Genomic DNA, 20,342 nt, shown 5'->3' on the forward strand with positions numbered 1-20,342 from the left:
CCACTGGCCGGGGCTACTCGGTCCGCAGACCGTCGGCCCGCATCAGCCGCCACAGCAACGGCAGGCTCAGCAGCGTCACCAGAAGGATCAGCCCCGCGCCCACCCCGACGACGGGCAGGAAGGCGAACCAGTCCACGACGCTCTTGCCCACCATCCGTACCAGGACGACGCCGAGGGACAGCCCGCCGGCCACGGACAGGGTGAGACCGAGGACGATCGGTACGGCCGTCTGCCACAGCACCGACCAGGCGAGGGTGGCGCGCCGGGTGCCGAAGGCGACCAGGGTGGACAGCAGCCGCCGCCGTTCGCGCAGTTGCTCCAGCGTGGTGACCAGGAGCGAGACCGCGACCAGCAGCATGGTGAGGGTGGCCCCGACCAGGATGCCGGTGCGGACAGTGCTGAACTGCGCGTCGCGTTCGACGTCCTGGAGTGTCCGGACGCTGGTCGTCGGGTCGAGCGCGGCGACCGCGTTGCGTACGTACTCCTCCGCGTCCTTGACCGCCGGGTCGATCCGCACCATGGCACCGGCCGTGGGGGAGTCGAGCCGGGCGGCGTCGACGGCCTTCGGGGTGGCGAGGACGCCGAACTGGTAGATGCCCATGGGATCGCGGCGGGAGTCGACGGTGCGCGCGCCGTCCGGGATCCGCCAGGTCGGCATCGGTCCGCCCCGGTGCGTCTGCGGATCGCGCAGCGCGACGACCGCGCCGGGCCGGGCGGTCGAGGTGACCCAGGAGTCCTCCGGTCCCTCCTTGCCGTGGGCGAGGGCGATGAACGTGTCGCCGTCGGCGCAGGACGGCAGCGTGGCCAGTTCCCGCAAGGAAGCGCAGTCGCCGACGAAGACCGAGGTGACCGGCCCGAAGTCCATTCCCTTGTCGGGCGGGCCGGGCCGCCACAGGCTGGACTCGATGGTGCCGACGACCCCGGTGACGCCCCGGGTGCCGCTGAGGGCGGTGATGGCGCGGCGCGCCTCGTCGCCGTCGTGGGCGCTGACCGAGGTCTGGAGCCGGGCGCGGGCGGTGTCCATGTTCGTGGGGTGCATGAAGTCGCTCTGGATGGCCTGGAACAGCATCTGGAGGGCGATCGCCCCGGCCGCAGCGGCGACGATGCCGCTGACGGACCGGGCCGCGGTGCCACTGCTGAGCTGGAGCCGCCGGGTGGCCAGCTGCCAGGGCACCGGGCCGCCGGAGAGTCGCTTGACCAGGGCTTCGACCAGCCAGGGCAGCAGCGTGGTGAGCCCGGCGAGGACAAGGGAGGCGCCGAGGGAGATGCCGGTGGTGTGCAGGGTGTCCCCGGCAGGTGCGACCCCTTGGAGGCTCGGTACGAGCACGAGGACACCGGCGAGGACGAGGAGCAGCCGCCACAGCACCCGGCGCGGCCGGGGGGTGGCCGTACGGACGACGCCGAGGGGCTCGACGGAGACCCCGCGCAGCGCGAAGAGGCCGACGACGAGGGCGGCGACCGGCACGGCGGCGATGACGACGACGGTGAGCCAGGACACCGGGACGACGTCCGACGGGAAGGCGTTGACGTCCCAGATCGAGAAGGTTCCGGCGAACTGCCGGCCCACCGCGAAGAACACGCCGCCCGCGACGAGCCCGAGCAGCGCGCTCGCCAGCGACTCGCCGGCGGCGATCCGGCGGGTCATGGCGATGTCCGCGCCGACCAGACGGAGCGCGGCGAGCCGCCGGTCGCGCTGCTCGCCGCCGAAGCGGACGGCGGTCGCGACGAAGACGAGGACGGGCAGGAGCAGGACGACGCAGGCCATGACGACGAGCAGCATCAGGAGCGCGTTCATCGGCTCGCCGGGCACCGACCAGCCGTAGGTCCGGCCCCGGCCGTCGGCGTTGCCGGCTTTGCCGGTGGCGAGGATGTCCGTGCCCGCGACGTAGCGCAGTTCGGCCGGCCCGATCAGCCCCTCCTCGCCGAGCGTGCCGGTGACCTCGTACGGCAGCCGCTTCTTCAGCAGCGCGCCCTCGGGGGAGGCGAGCAGATCGCGCAGCGCCGGGGAGGCCAGCATCGTGCCGGGCGCGGGGATCTTGTCCGCGCCCGGCGGCACGGCGGCCTTCGGGCCCTCGGGACGCAGCAGCAGTCCGGTGACGGAGTCGCCGCGGAAGACGGTGTCGGTACGGAGGTAGAGAAAGGTGTCGGGGCCGGGCTTCGCGACCTCGTAGCTGGCGTCGGGCTGCCGCGCGGACTCCCGTACCTCGCGCTGGAACAGCATGTTCGGCAGGGACGCGGCGATCAGCAGCAGGGCCACGCCGAGGCCGACGCCGACGGCGGTCAGGGTGGTGCGGAGCCCGCCGCGGCGCCCGCCGGTGAAGGCGAAACGCAGGCCGAGCGCCAGATCGCGGGCCCAGGCCCGGGGACCGGAGCCGCCCGGGTCCCGGCGCGAGGCCGCGTCGGCACCCGATACGTCGGAGGGAGCCGTGCCACCGCCGTGCCCGTCGGCGCGGTCCCCGGCCTCGCTCAGCAGGCTCATGCCGCCCACTCCGTGTCCCGTACGGAGCCGTCGCGGACCACGATCTCGCGGTCGGAGTACGCGGCGACCCGGGCCTCGTGGGTGACCAGGACGACGGCGGCGCCGGTGTCCCGGGAGGCGTCGGTGAGCAGCGACATGACCCGCTCGCCGTTGAGCGAGTCGAGCGCGCCGGTCGGTTCGTCGGCGAAGATCACCCGCGGGGCGGTGACGAGCGCGCGGGCCACGGCGACCCGCTGGCCCTGGCCGCCGGATATCTCGCCGGGGCGCTTGCCGGCGGTGTCGTCGACCTCCAGCCGGGCCAGCCACTCCCGGGCCCGCCGTTCGGCGTCCTTGCGGCGTTCGCCGTTCAGCCGCAGCGGCAGGGCGACGTTCTCGACGCAGGTCAGTTCGGGCACCAGCTGCCCGAACTGGAAGACGAAGCCGAAGTCGGAGCGGCGCAGGGCGCTGCGCTGTCCATCGGTCATCGCGGTCAGGTCGCGCCCGTCGTAGCGGATGGTGCCGGTGTCGGGGCGGACGATCCCGGCGAGGCAGTGCAGCAGGGTGGACTTGCCGGAGCCGGAGGGGCCCATCACGGCGACGACCTCCCCGGCGCGCAGGGTGAAGTCGACGCCGGCGAGGGCCGGGGTCGGCCCGTACGCCTTGTCGACGCCCTGGGCGCAGAGCAGAGCGGAGTGCGCCGGGGCGTCGGTCACCGGAGGGTCGGTCGTCGGGACGTCGGTCGTCGGGACGTCGCTCATCGACGGATCTCCTCGGCGAGCCGGTCCAGCCGGGCGGCGGTCAGTTCCAGCCAGCGCAGATCGGCTTCCAGATGGAACAGGGCGTGGTCGCAGATCAGCTGGTCGGTGAGATCGCCGTCCTTCTTGCGCCGGGTCAGCTCACGCATCAGGCGCAGATGCTCGGCCCGCTGCGTATCGAGGATCTCCGCCGCGCCCCGGCCGGTCAGGAGGGCGAGGACGACCTTGGTGTAGAGCGTGGACTGGAGGTACGGCTCGGGCTTCTCCGGAGTCGCGAGCCACCGCGCGACATCCGTGACGCCCGCCTCGGTGATGGCGTACCGCTTGCGTTCGGGGCCGCCGCCGGACTCGATGCCGTCGACCTCGACGAGACCGTTCCGCAGCAGCCGGGACATGGTCGAGTAGACCTGCCCGTAGTGCAGGGGACGGTCCTGGCCGAAGCGCTCGTCGAAGGCCCGCTTGAGGTCGTAGCCGTGGCGGGGGCCGGACTCCAGGAGCCCGAGAAGGGTGTGACCGATGGACATGGACGTCACTGTACAGGCGGTGTATACACGCAATGCATAGGTGGCCGGTTTCCTCCGCCGAACGGGGGAGACTTCCCCTCTGGACGCCGTCCATGCCTGGCCGTAACAGCTTTGTGTCCGGCGGCACACAACCATCCGGGCCTCTGGAACGTCGGTTCCGTCAGGGGTGGGTGCTGATTCTCACGCCCGGAAAAGCCGGATCGATCGCCCTTTGTCGTATTGGGCGGTGTTAGCTTTCTGAGCTGATTCGACGACGAGCGGAGCGAACGAGGACATGGGCCGTACGAGCACGAGCACAGGCGGCAAGAGCCGCATACGCCGCCTGTTCACCTGGAAGAAGCTCCTGGGCACCTTCCTCGTGACCTGCCTGCTTGTCATGGGCGCGTTCTACGCGCTCTACCTGATGGTCCCGGTTCCGAGCGCGAACGCGGACGCGACCCTCCAGAGCAACGTCTACAAGTACTCCAACGGCAAGGTCCTGGCCCGTACGGGCAAGATCAACCGGGAGATCGTGGGCCTCGACAAGGTTCCCCTCCCGGTCCAGCGGACCTTCGTCGCCGCCGAGAACAAGACCTTCTACGAGGACAACGGCGTCGACATCATGGGCACCGCCCGCGCCGCCTGGAACACAGTCAGCGGCAAGGGCAAGCAGGGTGGCTCGACGATCACCCAGCAGTACGTGAAGAACTACTACTTGAGCCAGGACCAGACGGCCACGCGCAAGCTCAAGGAAATGGTCATCGCGATCAAGGTCGACCGGCAGAAGGAAAAGAACGACATCCTGGCCGGCTACATCAACACCAGCTACTACGGCCGCAGCGCCTACGGCATCCAGGCCGCCGCGCAGGCGTACTACGGCGTCGACGCCGAGAAGCTGAACGTCGCCCAGGGCGCCTACCTCGCCGCCGTCCTCCAGGCCCCCAGCCAGTACGACTGGCACGCCGCCTCCGAGAAGGGCCGCAAGGCCGTCGAGTACCGCTGGAACTACGTCCTCGACAACATGGTCGGCGAGGGCTGGCTGGACGCCCGGGCCCGGGCCGGCCTGAAGTTCCCCGTCCCGCAGAAGCCCAAGGCCCCCAAGGGCCTGAGCGGCCAGAGCGGCTACATCGTCGAGGCCGCCAACCAGGAGCTCATGCGCCAGGGCGTCAGCGAGGAGGACCTGAAGGCCGGCGGCTGGACGATCACCCTCAACGTCGACGAGAAGAAGCAGAAGGCCCTGGTCGACGCCGTCGACAAGGAGCTGGAGTCCCAGCTCGACCGCAAGAACAGCAAGCGGGCCGCCAGTGTCCAGGCCGGTGCCACCTCCGTGGACCCGAAGACCGGCGCGGTCGTCGCGATGTACGGCGGCATCGGCGCCACCGAGCACTGGACGAACAACGCCACCCGGCGCGACTACCAGCCCGCGTCGACGTACAAGCCGATCGTGCTCGCCTCCGCCATCGACAACAAGGCCGAGACCCAGGACGGCCGCAGGATCGGTCTGAACACGATCTACGACGGCACCAACAAGCGTCCCGTCGTCGGCAGCGCCATCCCGTTCGCTCCCCAGAACGAGGACCAGGTCAGCTACGGCCCGGTCACCGTCCAGAAGGCCACCAACAGCTCGATCAACTCGGTCTACGCCCAGATGATCGTCGACGTCGGCGCGGACAAGTCCAAGAAGACCGGCCTCGCCCTCGGTGTGAAGGACGGCGTCGACTTCGTCCCCACCCCGTCGCAGTCGCTCGGTGTCATGAACGCCTCGACTCTCGACATGGCCGGCGTCTACGCGACCCTCGCCCACCACGGCGTCAAGGTCACCCCGAGCCTGGTGAAGTCCGCCGAGCACAAGGACCGTACGGTCGACCGCCCCGACCCCATCGGTGAGTCGGTCATCAGCCGCGAGGCCGCCGACACCACCACCCAGGCCATGATGGGCGTCGTCCAGAGCGGCTCCGGCGTCCGTGCCGCGGGCCCGTACCAGGCCGCCGGCAAGACCGGTACCTCCGAGAACAACCGCTCGGCCTGGTTCGTCGGCTACACCCCCGAACTCGTCACCGCGGTCGGCCTGTTCGGCGAGTCCCCGGACGGCGGCAGCCAGCTCACCCTCACCGACGCGATCAACCCGGGCCGCGCCAACGGCGGCAAGCTGCCCGCCCAGATCTGGGGCGCGTACACCACCAAGGCGCTCGGCGGCGGCTCCAGCGCCCGCTTCGACCTGGAGACCGTGGCCGGCTCCGGCGGCGGCGAGCCGTCGCCGACCGCGACCGGCGAGGCCCCGGACCCGACGACCTCGCCCAGCGGCGAGCCCACCGAGCCGACCTCGCCGCCCCCCATGACGCCCGCCACCCCGCAGGTGCCGACGGGGCCGACCATCACCGCCCCGCCGGAGCAGACGGCGCCGCCCGAGACGACGGCGCCGACCACCCAGCCGCCCGGGGACGGCACCGGCGGCGGCAATCCCCCCAACCCCGGCAACCCCGATCCGGGCAACCCCGGGAATCCCGGGACGGCCGGGCAGTAGCGCCGGGCGCCGCGTACGGGCAGGTCCCGGCGGTGCACACGGGCTGAACGACGACAAGGCGGGGGGGGGGGGGGGGGGGGGGGGGGGGGGGGGCGGCGGGGGGCGCGGGCGCGGGGGGGGGGGGCCGCGCGGCCCCCCCCCCCCGCCCGGGGGGGGCGCCGCCCCCCCGCCCCGCGCCCCGGCGCCCCCCCCCCCCCCCCCCCCCCCCCCCCCCCCCCCCCCCCCCCCCCCCCCCCCCCCCCCCCCCCCCCCCCCCCCCCCCCCCCCCCCCGCCTTTCTCATCCGTGCGTCCGTGCGTGCGTTTCACTCGTACGGGAGGTACGGGAGGTACGGGAGGTACGGGAGGTACGCGCGGTGCGGCGGCGGGAGGCGTACGTCCCGCACGTCTCCCGCACCGACCGTCATCCAGCAGGCAGAGCAGCCCGCGTCAGTGCGTGGCCAGCTCGAACCACACCACCTTGCCGCCCGACAGCCGCGTCGCACCCCACCGCCGGGCCAGCCGGTTCACCAGGAACAGCCCACGGCCGCCCTCGTCGGTATCCCGCGCCCGCCGCTGCCGGGGCAGCTGCGGCGAGTCGTCGCCGACCTCGCAGCGCAGCACGTCCGTCCGCAGCAGCCGCAGGGTCACCGGCCGTTCGGCGTATCGGACCGCGTTGGTGACGACCTCGCTGACCAGCAGCTCCACCGAGTCGGTCAGATCCTCCAGGCCCCAGCGGGTCAGCGCCCGGCGGGCGTGCCGCCGGGCCCGGCCCGGGGCCGAGTCCTCCGGCTCCAGGTACCAGTACGCCACATCGTTCGGCGCGATCCCGTCGAAGCGGGCCGCGAGCAGCGCGATGTCGTCGTCCCGGTCGCCCGGACCCAGCATGTCGAGCACGTCGTCGCACAGCGCCTCCAGCGGAGGCGCGTGGTCCGGCCCGGTGAGCTGCGCCGTCGCCGCGAGGCGCTCCCGCAGCAGCTCGATGCCGCTCGACACGTCCCGCAGGCGCGACTCCACCAGACCGTCCGTGTACAGCAGCAGCGTGGCCCCGGCCGGCGCGTCCAGCTCCACCGCCTCGAAGTCCACCCCGCCCACGCCGATCGGTGCGCCCGAGGGCACCTGAAGCACCTCCGCCTGGCCGCCCAGGTGCAGCAGTATGGGCGGCGGATGCCCCGCGTTGGCGATGGTGATCCGGTGCGCGACCGGGTCGTACACCGCGTACATGCAGGTCGCCATGCGGTTCTCGCCGAGCCTTTGGGCCTGCTCGTCCAGGTGGTGCAGCACCTCCTGCGGCGGCAGGTCGAGCCCGGCGAGCGTCTGCGCCGTGGTCCGCAGCTGGCCCATGATCGCCGCCGATGTCATGGAGTGGCCCATGACATCGCCCACGACCAGCGCCACCCGGCTGCCCGGCAGCGGGATCGCGTCGTACCAGTCGCCGCCCACCCGCGCCGTCTCGGCCGCCGGAAGGTAGCGTGAGGCCAGCCGTACACCGGTCGGCTGCGGCAGCGAGTCCGGCAGCATGGTGCGCTGCAGCTCGTCCGCGATGTACGCCTCCCGCCCGTACAGCACCGCCTTGTCGATGCCGAGCGCGGTGTGCGTCGCCAGCTGGGCCGCGACCAGCAGGTCGTTCGGCTCGAAACCGGCCCGCTCCGGGCGCCGCAGGAACACGGCCGCGCCGATCACCCGGCGCCGTCCGCGCAGCGGCGCGAGGATGGCCCGCTGGCCGTTCGGCAGCGGATGGTCCGGGCCGAGCAGCTCCGGCAGCGCGGTCCGCGCCGCCGCCGAGTCGCCGGGCACCGGCCGTACCCCGCGCAGTACTTCGGCGAGCGCGCCGCCGGAGCGGACCTCGCACAGCTCCGCCGCGGGCGTCGGATCCGGGTCCGGGACCAGGACCAGCTCCTCGCCTTCCAGATCAGTTAAGCGCAGCCGGTCCGTGCGCCGCAGCCGCAGCACGAACGGCTCGGCCGGGCGCTCGTCGCCCACCGGCAGCGGATCGCGCAGGTAGACGAGGATCGCGTCGGAGAAGGTCGGGACCGTCGCCCGGCACAGGCCGAGCACGATCTCGTCGAGATCGAGTCCGCGGGCGATCCGCCGCGTCGCGGCGCCCACGAACCGCAGCCGCTCGCCCTCACGGCGCGGCGCGCCACCGGCTCCGCCGGCTCCGTCGGGATGGGAGCGGGACCCGCCACCGGCGCCACCGGGCGCGGGGACGGGCACGGCGACGGCGGCCGCCGCGGTCGCCGCCGCACCGGCCGCCGGGTCCGTCGCCGTCGCGTTCGCCGTCGCGCCGGCCGTCTGGCTCGTCACGGCGGGGCTGGTCACGGCGGGGCTGGTCACGGCCGGGCCCGGCACGGTCGGGTTCGTCATGGTCTGGCTCGTCACAGTCGCGCTCGCCGTCGTACTCGTGGTCGTACTGGTCGCCGTCACCTGGGGCGACGCGCTCGCCGGCGCCGCGTTCGGGGCCGCGTTCTGCGCGGCGCTCTGCGCCTCGCCCGGCGCCGTTTCCTGGCGGGGGCGGGCGCGTTCCTGCGGCCGTTCGGCCATCGCCTTACGGCCTTCGTGGGAGGTGGGATGCTCCGTCACGCCTGGGATTCCGTCCGTCCGGGCCGGTGGTGCGTTGCACGCGCTCTTCTCGCCGATGCCGCTCCATCGGCAGGGCTAAACCCCCGGCACGAGGTCGATGTGGGGAAGGCGGTGGGGGCATCCGCGCACGGCTCCGGCACTGCTCTCCCCCTCGGGTGGCCTTCATGGATGAACCGATGGCCGGCCGACGGCCGGTCAGCGGTCCGGTGCTGCTCGGATGCTGCTCGGTTGCTGGTGTGCCGCTACCCGCTCACGGGGCGCGGCCGGGTCTGTGACGTGCGGCTCCGACGCCGACTGCTTGCGGAGGACGATCCTACGGTTGCCCCCCGGGGGCGTATCAAGGGGCTCGGGGTGCCGTATGGACGGCGGTACGGTCCCAGTCCTCGGGCAGGACGGGGACCGGCCAGCCCGGGTCGGGCCGCCAGCTTTCCCAGCCCGCCGAGAACGGTGCGCCCCACGCCCGGATCACCTCGACGGCCGCCTGCCCCGCCGTCCGGACCCGCTCCGCCTGCGCGGCGTCGAGCAGTCCGGTCCGCTGGGCCTCGGCGAACTCGTCCTCGTCGCGCCACAGCCAGCTGCGGTCGGGGAAGACGGAGATGTCGAGGAAGTGGTCCTCGGAGTCGATGCCGCCGGCCCAACGGGTGCGGGGCGACTCCAGGTTCACGTACCAGCTGCGGAAGAGCCAGTCGCCCTCCCAGAACAGCCACACCGACCACGGCTCGTCCGGCCGGGCCAGTTTGAGCACCCCGGCGCCGTGCCACGGCGCCCGGATCGTGGTACGGGGGGCGGTGTACCGGGTGGACAGCGGTTCCTCGTGTATGGGGGAGCCGTCGGCCAGGACCGGTTTGACGCATTCGGTGCCGGGCGCCATCCAGACCGCGAGCAGCTCCGGGGTGTCCTGGACCACGGTGACCGGGCGGCAGATGTGCACGTCGCCGGTGCCGTTGTCGCGGTAGCGCCAGAGGATGTGGTCCCCCGGTGCCCAGTGCGGTGGGCGGCCGGATGCTGTCATGGGCAGAGTTTAGGGGGTGACGGGCCGTTCGGAACCCCTGGCCGACCGGCGCGCCACCCACCGCGCCACCCCGGCCGGGGGTCGGGGACGGGGCCCGGGGAGGGGGCCGGGGCGGGGGCCGGGGCGGGGGTTCGGACAGGGGCCTGGGGGCGGTGCGGGCGAGGGCCGGGCGGGGCGGCGGACCCGCTGGTGAAGCCACCGCGCCGCCCGTGACCGAGCCCTTCCCGTGCCCCGCTCCGAGCCCTTGCCGTGCCCCGTTCCGGGCCCGCTCCGTGCCCCGTTCCGACCGGTGTCAGGGCCGGGTCATCCGCAGGACGTCGAGGGCCTCGTCGAGCTGTTCCAGGGTCAGATCGCCCCGCTCCACGTACCCGCCCGCGAGGACCACCTCGCGGATCGTCCGGCGCTCGGCGAGGGCCTTCTTGGCGACCTTGGCCGCCTCCTCATACCCGATGTAACGGTTCAGCGGAGTCACCACGGACGGCGAGGACTCGGCGTACTCGCGTGCCCGTTCGACGTTCGCAGTGATCCCGTCCACCGTCCGGTCGGCGAGCAGCCGGGACGCGTTCGCCAGCAGTCGTACGGACTCCAGCAGGTTCTTCGCCATCACCGGAAGCATCACGTTGAGCTCGAAATTGCCCGCCGCGCCCGCCACCGCAACGGTGGTGTCGTTGCCCGTGACCTGGGCCGCGACCATCAGGACCGCCTCCGGGACGACCGGATTGACCTTGCCCGGCATGATCGAGGAACCGGGCTGGAGGTCCGGCAGGTTGATCTCGGCGAGGCCGGTGCGCGGGCCGCTGGCCATCCAGCGCAGGTCGTTGGAGATCTTCGTGAGCGAGACGGCGATGGTCCGCAGCTGGCCCGAGGTCTCCACCAGGCCGTCCCGGGCGCCCTGCGCCTCGAAGTGGTCGCGGGCCTCGGTCAACGGCAGCCCGGTGGCCCGCGCCACCTCGGCGATGACGGCGGCGGAGAAGCCGTGCGGGGTGTTGATGCCGGTGCCGACGGCGGTGCCGCCGAGGGGGAGTTCGGCGAGCCGCGGCAGGGTGGCGCGCAGCCGCTCCACCCCGTACCGGATCTGGGCCGCGTACCCCCCGAATTCCTGCCCCAGGGTCACCGGGGTGGCGTCCATCAAATGGGTGCGACCCGATTTGACGACCCTCACGAATTCGGCTGATTTCCGTTCCAGCGCTGAGGCCAGGTGTTCCAGCGCCGGCACCAGGTCCCGGGTGACCGCGGCGGTGGCGGCGATGTGGATCGAGGACGGGAAGACGTCGTTGGACGACTGCGAGGCGTTGACGTGGTCGTTGGGGTGGACGTCGCGGCCCAGCCGCTCGGTGGCGAGGGTGGCGAGCACCTCGTTGGTGTTCATGTTGGAGGAGGTGCCGGAACCCGTCTGGAAGACGTCCACCGGGAAGTGCGCGTCCCAGCGCCCCTCGGCGACCTCGGCCGCCGCCTCCTGGATGGCCTCGGCGATGTCCTTGTCGAGGACGCCCAGTTCCGCGTTGACCTTCGCGGCGGCGCCCTTGATCCGGGCGAGGGCCTCGATGTGGGCGCGCTCCAGGCGCTGGCCGCTGACGGGGAAGTTCTCCACCGCGCGCTGGGTCTGGGCCCGCCACTTGGCGTGGGCGGGGACGCGTACCTCGCCCATGGAGTCGTGCTCGATCCGGTACTCGGCCGGGTGCTCGGCCGGGCCCTCGGTGTGCTCGGTGTGGGCCGTCGGCCGCCCGGCCCGGTGATCGTCGCGCCGGTCCTGGTGGCTGCTGTCGTTCGTCATCTCAACCTCCTGCAAAAGTTGAGCACTTGTCGTGTTCGACCTATTCCCAAGTCGCTTACCGGCCAGTAAAAACCGTGGGTAACCCCACTTCCAGGAGGCGCAATGAAGCGCACCAGGTACAGACTCCGCTGGCCCATCGCCGTGGCCGCGGCGGCCGCCGCCGCGCTCGGCTCGTTCACCGCCGCCGCCCCCGCCCAAGCGGCCGGTACGAGCACCGCGGCCGGGACCGGCCCGGCGGCCGTCTCCGCCGCACCCCTGGCGTCCGTCCCCCTGCCGCCCGAACTGGAGGCGATCCGGGCGGCCGAGGCGACGAAGATCTACGGCAGCCCCGAGGAGCGTCCGCTCGCCCAGCGCAGGACCGGGCTCATCTCGCTCGGCGACAGCGAGATCTCCGGCGAGGGCGTCGGTACGTACGAGTCGCCGACCAACGGCCCCGACAACTGGTGCCACCGCTCGCCCGACGCCGCCATCCACCGCACCGGAATCCCCGCGGACCTCACGTTCAACGTGGCCTGCTCCGGCGCGTACACCGGCAACATCCGCGTCGGCGGCTCGAAGCAGTACGCCGACGAACTCGTCCAGAGCGACAACCTGGCCGTCAAGGCTCGCAACACCCGCATCAAGATGGTGCTCCTGGTGGCCGGCGCCAACGACGACCTCCAGTTCGGGCCCGTCATGACCGACTGCGTCGAGCGCTATCTGCTCTCCCAGGGCGCCTGCAAGGACAAGTACTCGCCCGGCTGGCAGACCCGCGTCGACGGGCTCGTGCCCAAGGTCGAGCAGACGGTGCGCGATCTGCGCGGCGTGATGCACGACGCCGGGTACGCCGACGCCGACTACAAGCTCGTCGTCATGGGCTACCCGAGCCCGATCGGCCCCGACTTCCGTGACAACCCGGACTTCCCCGGCAAGCTGATCTGCGGCGGCATGGGCTACGACGCCGACACCCAGTGGGCCCGTGACGTCGCCGTCCCCTCCTTCGAGCGCGGCATGCGCAAGGCGGCCGCCGACACCAATGCCGTCTTCCTCGACAACTCGCGCCTCTTCCACGGCCACGAGGTCTGCACCGACAACACCTGGGCCCGCGGCCTCTACATCGACCTCTCCAAGCCGGGCCTGCCGGACGAGAACTCCGTCCGCCAGTCTTTCCACCCCAACGCCCGGGGCCACGCCGCCTTCGCGTCCTGCCTCACCCAGATCTACAACGCGAACGTGCGCGAGGCCGGCTGCGCGGACGTGAACTCCTCCGGCAGCCCGGTGCTCTTCCCGCTCGCCTGGGACGACGTCTACCAGCCGCTGAAGAACGCCGCCACGGGCAACTGTCTCGACGTCGACGGCGCGGTGTCCGCCAACGACACCGCCGTCCTCGGCTGGGACTGCCACGGCGGCCGCAACCAGAACTGGTGGTACGACACCGCCCGCGCCACCCTGCACACCGGGCTCAGCCAGGACCGCTGCCTGGACGTGCGCGGCGGGACGTACACGGCCGGCACACCGCTCGTCATCTGGAACTGCCACGGCGGCGCCAACCAGAAGTTCGTCCGCGACGGCGCCACGATCCGCCCGGCCTCCGCGACCGGCCTCTGCCTCACCCAGGGCGCGGCCAAGGAGCAGGTCAGGCTGCAGAGCTGCAACGGCTCGGCGAACCAGCGCTTCGTCTGATCCGTATCGCTTCCGTATCGCCGGGCCGCCGTTCGCCTTTCGCGGGCCGCGCCCCCACCCGTACCGATGTGGTAAGGGCGGGGGCGCGGTGGTCGTCGGCGGAGTCCCGGGCCGGTCGGCTGGGGCCCGGACCGGTCAGCGGAGCTTCAGGCTGGTGCGCGCGAGCTCGTAGGCCGGGAGCAGCTCCCGGTGCTCCTGGGCGTCGAAGCCGCCCAGGTGGACGATGACCGGGCCCTGCGGGGTGGCGACCGCGAACGCCCGCTTCGGAACCGTCTCGCCGTCGAAGTCGCGCACCGTGTACGTGAGCTCCACGGCGGCCAGCGCACCGGCCTTGACGTCGCGGTAGGTGATGTCCGAGGTCTTGTGCTCCGCCTTCACGAACCCTTCGAGCGCCGGGCGGACCCTTATGTCCTTCGGGGCGGTCCACACCCGCAGGAAGCCGATGTTCCCGGCGGGCTTGGCGTCCACCTCGCAGACCGCGGTGGCCGGGCCCTGGTGGCGGAGTTCGTCGAGATCCGGATCGTCGGCCTTCTTGATGGCCTTCGGCTCCCAGTCGGCGGCGAGGGTGAACGAGACGGGCAGGTCGCAGACCGTGCCCGGGCCGCCGAGCGAACCGCCGGCCTCGACCGCGGCGGGTGCGGATGAAGCGGCGGGCGTGGGCGTGCCGGCCGTGGTGGTGGCGGTGGCCTTCGGCTGGGCGGCGGGCTCGGACGGCTTCGCCTCCGTCCCGCAGGCGGTGAGCAGTCCCGCGGTGAGCAGGGCGAGGGCGGCGGGGGTCACGGCCACCCGTATAGATCTTTCCGGCATATGCCCATCATCCCGGACCCGCGCCCTGTCGATCACCGGGATTACGACAGCTTGCCGCCGTAGTCCGGCAGCTTGAAGACGCGCTCGGCGTGCCCGCCCTCCAGGTCCGTGGTGTTGTTGCCGATGTTCGCGACGATCGTGTAGCCCTTGGCCTCGATCTCCGCGCGCTTGGCCGTCTTGTACGCGCCGACGCCGGTGAACAGGTCGGGCAGCGAGCGCACGTACAGCCCGTCGACCGGGTAGCCGACCTCCTTCAGGTTCCACTCCGTCAGGGACTGGATGATCCCGGGCCGCGCGGTGACGAAGAAGACCGCGGTCCCGCGCGCGTGCGCGTCCCGCACCAGCGCGCGGATCTCCGGGATGGCGGGCGTCGGCAGCTCCCAGAACGGGTGGAAGTCCGTCTCCAGGGAGGAGTTGTCGATGTCGAGGACGACGGCCTGCTTCTCGCCGGCCTTGGCGTGGTCGGCGCGCTCCTTGAGATACGGGCCCGCCTGCGCGGTCACGGCGGCCACGTCCTGGCGCCAGGTGCCGTAGTCGACATCGGCGAGGGCGGCGGCCGAGGTCGTGTGGGTGGCGGGCGCGGAGGCGGTGGCGGCGGAGGCGGCCGGGGCGGGGACGGCGAGCAGGAGGGCGCCGGCACCGAGGGCGGCGGCTGCCTTGGCCTTGACGGCGGTGGAGGGCAAGGGGGACTCCTGGAGGTCGACAGGCTCTGGGGACAGGTGCTTGTCATGCTCGCGTCCCATCCTGGCCACCAGGCGACGGGAAGGCTACCGCTCGGTAGCGACTTTTTGACGGTCCCGTCGAAGTCGACTCCGCGACCTCACCTGCCCTGCTGGCCTCGCTCCGCGATCACGCCATGCCGGGGAGGCGGTGGTCGGTGCGGCGGTGATGTTTTGTTGTCCGTGATCCAAGGCTTGTTGGCGACTTCTCGGACCTGGCCTGTGCCGACCCTCCTCGGGGGCTCAGGCATGAAGGGCACGCTGCCCGCGTGGACCGCCGATTAGTCGATTTTCAGTCAATCTCCCATTTAATTTCGGCTGCTTGATGGCGTTCGCCCTGGTCATCGAAGTAGTGTGCGATTTACATCACCAGGAGTAACGAGGGGGGTCTCGTGAGTGAGAACTCCTGGTCGGTCGGCTTGAGCGAGGGCGACCCCGAGGGCGCCAGGGGGGAAGGGTGGCGCATGCGCCGTGAAGAGTTCGGCGCTTCGGTCGGGCTCTCGGGAAGCGGAAACTGATCGACGCTCCCGGGGATCGCAAGGTCTGGCACTTCTCCGGGTTTCGGCCGCAGGGGGAGGAGCAGCAGCTCTCCAACGCCGGTGCCCCGACGGAGCAGGGCGACATCATTTCCTTCTCCTGCCTGGTGGACGCCGGCCAGAAGAAGGCCGGAGCGTTCCTGGAGGACTGTGCCAGGACCGCGATCCCGGGCTGGGACGCCCAAGGCGCCACCACTTGGCCAAGGTCCGCGACGCGGGAAGTCGACGCTCTCTACGGCAAGGCACATCGACCTGTGGTCTGTTCCCCGTAGGTCTCCGCGGGGGCGCACGCGCTCTGCGGCGGTCCGGTCCGACCTCCAAAACGGCGGGAACGTACGTGATCAGTGGCCGGCGGCGGGATCGCCGAGAACTCCTGACAGTACAAGGGCGACTCGCCACGCCAAGCTGCCGTTCGGTCACACGACCCGACGGTGAATTCGGAAACACCCATCTCGCGAGGAGTACACATGCGCAAGACCGCGCTCGCCACGCTGGCGGGCTCCGCCGCCCTGGCGGCCACCCTGTTCGGGACCACGTCCGCTGTCGCGGTGGGAGCCACCCCCACCTGCGTCCAGACCTGCCTTCTCGGCGTGCGGGCGGCCACGCACGACACCTACGACCGGATCGTCATCGACCTCGGCGACGGTGCCATCCCCGGCTGGCAGACGAGTGAGCAGAGCACGCCGCTCGTCTGGGAGGGCGAGGAGTACCCGAGACGAGAGGTGCCGATCAAGGGTGACTCCTACCTGAAGATTCAGATGACGCCGGTGATGACGCACGACGTGAACATGAAGCCCGTCTACACGAGCGCGTCCTACGAGTCCTACGGGTTCTCGAGCCTCAAGGGACAGGCTCTTGTGTACGGCTTCGAGGACGCTGCGACCATCGGCCTCGCGCTGGGGCCGCACTCCTCTTACAACGTCTTCAAGCTGACCGCCCCCAACCGCATCGTGGTGGACATCAACCACTGATCCGAGCGTGTTTGTCCGAACGAGTGGGCTCGGAGAGTGACGACCCTGTTCGCCGTACTTGAGGTCGCCTCCAGCGAGGTCATCAGAACACTCTGTCGCCACCGCGCCGAGAAGTTCAAGAAGTTCCTTATCTAGTTCACCACATGGTCCTGGCTGAATCTCGTGGAGTGTTGGTTCGACGAGCTGCCACAGAGATAGGTGCGGCGAAGTGTCCGCAAGACCGTCCAGGCTTTGGGCAGGTCATGCAGGCCCGGGGTGCTGTCGGGAAAAGTACCCCGGGCTCTATTTCTGGATGACCGCAGGCGAGATCCTTGAATGCCTCACCTCGGGTCCGAACGAAATTCCCGGAAGCCTAGTGTCCTGGTGGGGAGTTGGTTCATCGCTATGAGTCGATTTCCGCATTGAATTCGCGGGTCTGGCTGACGGGCCCCTTGGATTTGGTCTGCTGTGGGTTGTGGGTGACAGCAGGCTGGAGCCGCGTGTGGTGGTGGAGCGGGTCGGGGTGTCCCGCGACACCGTCTCGGAGTGGCGGAAGCGGTTCCTGGCGGACCGTCTCGCCGGGCTGTCGGACGAGCCGCGTCCGGGTCGGCCTCGCACGGTGATGGACGAGCAGGTCGCTGAGCTGATCGCCCGGACCCTGGAGCCGAAGCCTGTGAACGCGACCCACTGGTCGACCCGGCCGATGGCGAAGAAGACCGGGCTGTCGCAGTCGACCGTTTCGCGGGTGTGGCGGGCGTTCGGCCTGCAGCCGCACCGGTCACACCCACCAGCTCGTCCTGGCTGAACCTGGCCTCGAATCGCTCGCCTCGTACTGCCGACGAATCACCGACTCAGGACGCTAGCGCCGCAACGCTTCGACAGGCTGCACGCGACTCGCTCGCCATGCCGGATAGAGCCCGGCGAGCAGACCAGTCGCAAGGCCGATGCCTGGGGCCGCTATCACGGTGAGGGGGTGAACGACCGGCGTCCAGTCCCGGTAGAGGGCCACGCCCACGACGCTCAGCACCCCCAGCGCGGAGCCGAGGAGCCCGCCGAGCACACCGAGTATGGAGGACTCGCAGAGGAACTGGCCGGTGATGTGCCGCGGCTTGGCGCCGAGTGCTCTGCGGAGACCGATCTCGCCGACACGTTCCATGACGGACACCAGCGTGGTATTGGCGATCCCCACCGCGCCGATGACGAGGCAGATGCCGGCAAGGAGTAGGAAGAGCTCGTCGAGGTCGTTGGTCACACCACTCCGCAGCGACCTGGGGTCCGGTGGGGGCACCGCCTCGAAGTAGTCGGGATGAGCCGGATCCAGAGCGAAGGGAACCTCCGCTGCCACTTGTCTGGCTGCTCCGAGGTCCGTGGCCACGAGCATCCGCGCGTTGCCTCTCGGTGATCCCCAGATCTTGAGCGCTGTTCCCTGGGGAATGACCACGGAGAGCAGCATGTCGGGCTGACGCTTCACGTCATCGATGATTCCGATGACAGTGAATGCCTGGTCCCCGATGAAGAGTGCAGGTCGTGTTTCGAGAGTGGCGATACCGAGTCGGTCCGCCACTGAGGAGCCGACGACGGCCACCTTCCGGTTGGAGGAGTCATGCCATTCGTCGAAGACACGGCCCTCGGCAACGGAGGGCGCAATAGCTCTCAACATCCCGGGAGATGCGGCGACCACAGGAATCCTGCCCGTGTCTCCGCCGTGGACGGGGGCCGACCGGACTGATTCCTGGTCGGGGACTTTGACCGACCAGTAGACGCCCGCGTGCTGCACGCCGTGCAGAGCCTCGGCGCGCTGAGGGGAATTCGAGGGAAAAGCCGGGGTCGGGAGTCCGGTCTTCACACGAGATACATCCTCGACCGTCACTTCCGTGGCCAGCAGTGAGTTGAAGCGACTGTCAATCTGGGAGGACGCGGTCGCGGTGATCCCGAGTACCGCGACGAACGCTCCCACACCGAGAACAGTGCCGATGGTGGTCAGAGCGGAACGCGCGGGGCGCTGCGTCACTCCGCCGAGACTCTCGGCCACGAGGTCGCGGAGCGACACACTCGTGGGCTCGACAATCCGGCTTCGCATGAAGAGTCGCACCGCACGTCTTTCTCTTGTCATACACGCTCCCTCTCGGAGAGTCGCCCGTCCTGGATCTCCAGAGTTCGGCTCCCTCGATTGGCCACCATCGCATCATGTGTGATCACCAGGACGGTAAGGCCGGCGCTGTTCAGTTCCTCGAGAAGGGAAAGTATCGACGAGGCCGTCTTCGAATCGAGGTTGCCCGTGGGCTCGTCGCAAAGCAGTAGTGAGGGGCTGCCAACCAGTGCGCGCGCGATCGCGACCCGCTGCCTCTCCCCCCCGGACAGAGTGGTGGGAAGTGCGTTGATCCGATGGGAGAGGCCCACACGAACGAGAGCATCGTGCGCAAGCGCGTTCCGCTCCGCCTTTCCTTTCTTCTGGTAGACAAGGCTCAGAGCTACGTTCTCCAACGCGCTCCGGTATGGCAGTAGATGAAAGGACTGGAAGACGAACCCGATATAGCGGCCGCGCAGCGCTGTCCGATCGCCTTCGCGGAGCTTTCCGGTGTCGATCCCGTTGAGCAGGTACGAGCCGCTGGTCGCAGCGTCCAGCAGCCCGATCAGGTTGAGGAGACTGGACTTCCCTGCCCCCGAAGGGCCGGTCACGGTGGCGAAGTCGCCATGCCGTACCACTAGGTCGCAGGGGCGAAGGGCTTCGAGTGGCGGAGGCCCGGGATAAACAAGGCCGACTCCGCGCAGTTCGACGACAGGAGGCGCCACTTCAGCCATCTGCGCCGCCACTTCGGGTAGAGCCGCGGATCCCCACTATCACCGACTGGCCTTCCGCGACCTGCCGCCCGCCGACCGGGAGTACTTCCACGAAGCCGTCGCCGGACGAACCCGTGGTCACGGGTATGCGCTGCTGCGCGCCTCCGGGCAGCAGAACCGTTACCGCAGTTTTGCCGTCCGCCCCTGCCGATACGGCGGAGAGAGGTACGACCAGCGCCTTCTTCTTGGTGGAGGCAGCCTCGACAGTGAGCCGAACGTCCTGCCCGGCGAAGGAGGCGGGAAGCGGAGTGGTCGGCCGCACCATGAGGGGATAGCCCAGCTCACCCGCGGCAGGGGCGGAGCCGGCCCCGTCCGTATCGGCACTTTCTGCCTGCAGAATGGCGGACACCGTCGCGACAGTACCGGCCGCCGTGGCTCCCGTGGCCTCCGAATGTATTTGCACCGGCTGCCCTGGTTGGACCAGTCCCTTTTGATGAGGCAGGAGCGTCGCATTGACGACGAGCCGGCCGGAGGACAGCGTCATGGCTGTCTCGGCAGGCTTCGCACCGACGCGGGCGTTGACGCTCTCCACGCGTCCCGGGAAACCCCCTAGGTAGACAATTTCGGCAGCCAGAACCATCGGGCCCGTCTTGCTTTCGATGTCGTCGAGCTGTGCCTGGGCCTTCTGAAGGTCTTCTGCGGCTCGAGTCCGTTGCACGGAAGGGGCTTCCTTCGGAAGGTCCTCAAGCGTCCGGCGAGCTGCGGTCACTTCCTCTTTGGCCTTCGCCAGAGTGATGCCGCCATCCTGTTGGGCGGGCAGGGCTTCGTACCCGAGGGCTTCGTAAAGCTTGGAGACTGCGACCTTGGTCTGTGGCCCGAAGAGCCCCTTCGCGTCCCCATTCGCCGAGTATCCCAAGCGAAGCAGGGACTCCTGGAGTTGAGCGACGTCGTTCCCCTGGGCTCCGGGCTTGAGGTCGCGATACATGGGAAGTGAACCCTGAAGCGCGATGACAGGCCGGCCCGATACTTCCATGAGCAGTTGCCCGGCCTTGACCGCCTGCCCGGGTCTCACTGGAAGCCGCGTGACGATCGGAGCTCCGTCGGGCCCGCCCCCCGCGGCCACCGGGACTGTTTGTTCGGCGTGAACCGAACCACGCAGGATCACCGAGTCCTTGAGGACCCTGTTCTCCACTCGGGCTGTCAGAAGGCTGGCAGGCGGCGGGGCCGCGTCGGCCGCGGCCTGTGCGGGGGACCGGATGAACCCGGCGGCAACGGCTCCCGCGGTGGACAGAAGGACTGCG

14 protein-coding genes and 1 pseudogene are annotated in these 20,342 nt (G+C 70.6%); 4 read left to right on the forward strand and 11 right to left on the reverse strand.

Translation table 11 applies throughout. The annotated features are described in order from the left end of the window. Positions 1-13 precede the first annotated feature (13 nt). The 3 genes from ACGFRB_RS16500 to ACGFRB_RS16510 are packed head-to-tail and all read right to left on the reverse strand — an operon-like array spanning position 14 to position 3,737. Positions 14-2,479, reverse strand: a complete 2,466-nt coding sequence (locus tag ACGFRB_RS16500) for an FtsX-like permease family protein (RefSeq protein WP_393243595.1) — start codon at positions 2,477-2,479, stop codon at positions 14-16. Next, the gene (locus ACGFRB_RS16505; protein WP_393243597.1) at positions 2,476-3,216 is read right to left on the reverse strand and encodes an ABC transporter ATP-binding protein; all 741 of its coding nucleotides are present in this window, start codon (positions 3,214-3,216) and stop codon (positions 2,476-2,478) included. Before ACGFRB_RS16505 ends, ACGFRB_RS16500 begins: the two co-directional genes overlap by 4 nt. Then, positions 3,213-3,737: a PadR family transcriptional regulator gene (locus ACGFRB_RS16510; RefSeq protein ID WP_393243599.1), complete on the reverse strand. Its 525-nt coding sequence runs from the start codon at positions 3,735-3,737 to the stop codon at positions 3,213-3,215. The genes ACGFRB_RS16505 and ACGFRB_RS16510 overlap by 4 nt, the downstream gene beginning before the upstream one ends. 274 nt (positions 3,738-4,011) lie before the next feature. On the opposite strand from ACGFRB_RS16510, the gene ACGFRB_RS16515 reads away from it, so the two are divergent. Next, positions 4,012-6,240, forward strand: a complete 2,229-nt coding sequence (locus ACGFRB_RS16515) for a transglycosylase domain-containing protein (RefSeq protein ID WP_393243601.1) — start codon at positions 4,012-4,014, stop codon at positions 6,238-6,240. A 427-nt stretch (positions 6,241-6,667) separates the two neighbouring features. On the opposite strand, the gene ACGFRB_RS16520 is transcribed toward ACGFRB_RS16515, so the two are convergent. The 3 genes from ACGFRB_RS16520 to ACGFRB_RS16530 form a co-directional block, all read right to left on the reverse strand. Continuing rightward, complete coding sequence (locus tag ACGFRB_RS16520; RefSeq protein ID WP_393243603.1) at positions 6,668-8,800, reverse strand: SpoIIE family protein phosphatase; 2,133 nt, start codon at positions 8,798-8,800, stop codon at positions 6,668-6,670. Between the two features lie 337 nt (positions 8,801-9,137). Then, on the reverse strand, positions 9,138-9,812 hold the full coding sequence (locus tag ACGFRB_RS16525) for a DUF402 domain-containing protein (protein WP_363011398.1): 675 nt from the start codon (positions 9,810-9,812) through the stop codon (positions 9,138-9,140). Positions 9,813-10,104: 292 nt separating this feature from the next. Beyond that, entirely contained in the window at positions 10,105-11,586 is a 1,482-nt protein-coding gene (locus ACGFRB_RS16530) for a class II fumarate hydratase (RefSeq protein ID WP_393243605.1), read from the reverse strand. 102 nt (positions 11,587-11,688) lie between these two features. Here ACGFRB_RS16530 and ACGFRB_RS16535 point away from each other — a divergent pair, with 102 nt between their 5' ends. Next, on the forward strand, positions 11,689-13,248 hold the full coding sequence (locus tag ACGFRB_RS16535; RefSeq protein WP_393243607.1) for a ricin-type beta-trefoil lectin domain protein: 1,560 nt from the start codon (positions 11,689-11,691) through the stop codon (positions 13,246-13,248). 135 nt (positions 13,249-13,383) lie between these two features. On the opposite strand, the gene ACGFRB_RS16540 is transcribed toward ACGFRB_RS16535, so the two are convergent. Both ACGFRB_RS16540 and ACGFRB_RS16545 read right to left on the reverse strand, forming a co-directional pair. Next, entirely contained in the window at positions 13,384-14,034 is a 651-nt protein-coding gene (locus ACGFRB_RS16540; RefSeq protein ID WP_393243609.1) for a lipoprotein, read from the reverse strand. Positions 14,035-14,096: 62 nt separating this feature from the next. Next, on the reverse strand, positions 14,097-14,738 hold the full coding sequence (locus ACGFRB_RS16545; protein ID WP_363011390.1) for an HAD family acid phosphatase: 642 nt from the start codon (positions 14,736-14,738) through the stop codon (positions 14,097-14,099). 1,039 nt (positions 14,739-15,777) lie between these two features. On the opposite strand from ACGFRB_RS16545, the gene ACGFRB_RS16550 reads away from it, so the two are divergent. Further along, a complete protein-coding gene (locus ACGFRB_RS16550; protein WP_393243611.1) occupies positions 15,778-16,281 on the forward strand; it encodes a hypothetical protein in 504 nt (167 codons plus the stop codon). 484 nt (positions 16,282-16,765) lie between these two features. Continuing rightward, positions 16,766-17,038 (forward strand): annotated as a pseudogene (locus tag ACGFRB_RS16555) (helix-turn-helix domain-containing protein); the annotation flags it as partial. Between the two features lie 81 nt (positions 17,039-17,119). On the opposite strand, the gene ACGFRB_RS16560 reads toward ACGFRB_RS16555, so the two are convergent. The 3 genes from ACGFRB_RS16560 to ACGFRB_RS16570 are packed head-to-tail and all read right to left on the reverse strand — an operon-like array spanning position 17,120 to position 20,233. Beyond that, positions 17,120-18,373 (reverse strand): ABC transporter permease, encoded by a 1,254-nt coding sequence (locus tag ACGFRB_RS16560; RefSeq protein WP_393243613.1) that lies wholly within the window; start codon positions 18,371-18,373, stop codon positions 17,120-17,122. Continuing rightward, positions 18,370-19,062: an ABC transporter ATP-binding protein gene (locus ACGFRB_RS16565; RefSeq protein WP_363011384.1), complete on the reverse strand. Its 693-nt coding sequence runs from the start codon at positions 19,060-19,062 to the stop codon at positions 18,370-18,372. Before ACGFRB_RS16565 ends, ACGFRB_RS16560 begins: the two co-directional genes overlap by 4 nt. Beyond that, positions 19,055-20,233, reverse strand: a complete 1,179-nt coding sequence (locus tag ACGFRB_RS16570) for an efflux RND transporter periplasmic adaptor subunit (protein ID WP_393243615.1) — start codon at positions 20,231-20,233, stop codon at positions 19,055-19,057. Before ACGFRB_RS16570 ends, ACGFRB_RS16565 begins: the two co-directional genes overlap by 8 nt. Positions 20,234-20,342 lie beyond the last annotated feature (109 nt).

The organism is Streptomyces sp. NPDC048718 (assembly GCF_043198875.1).
Lineage (GTDB): Bacteria > Actinomycetota > Actinomycetes > Streptomycetales > Streptomycetaceae > Streptomyces.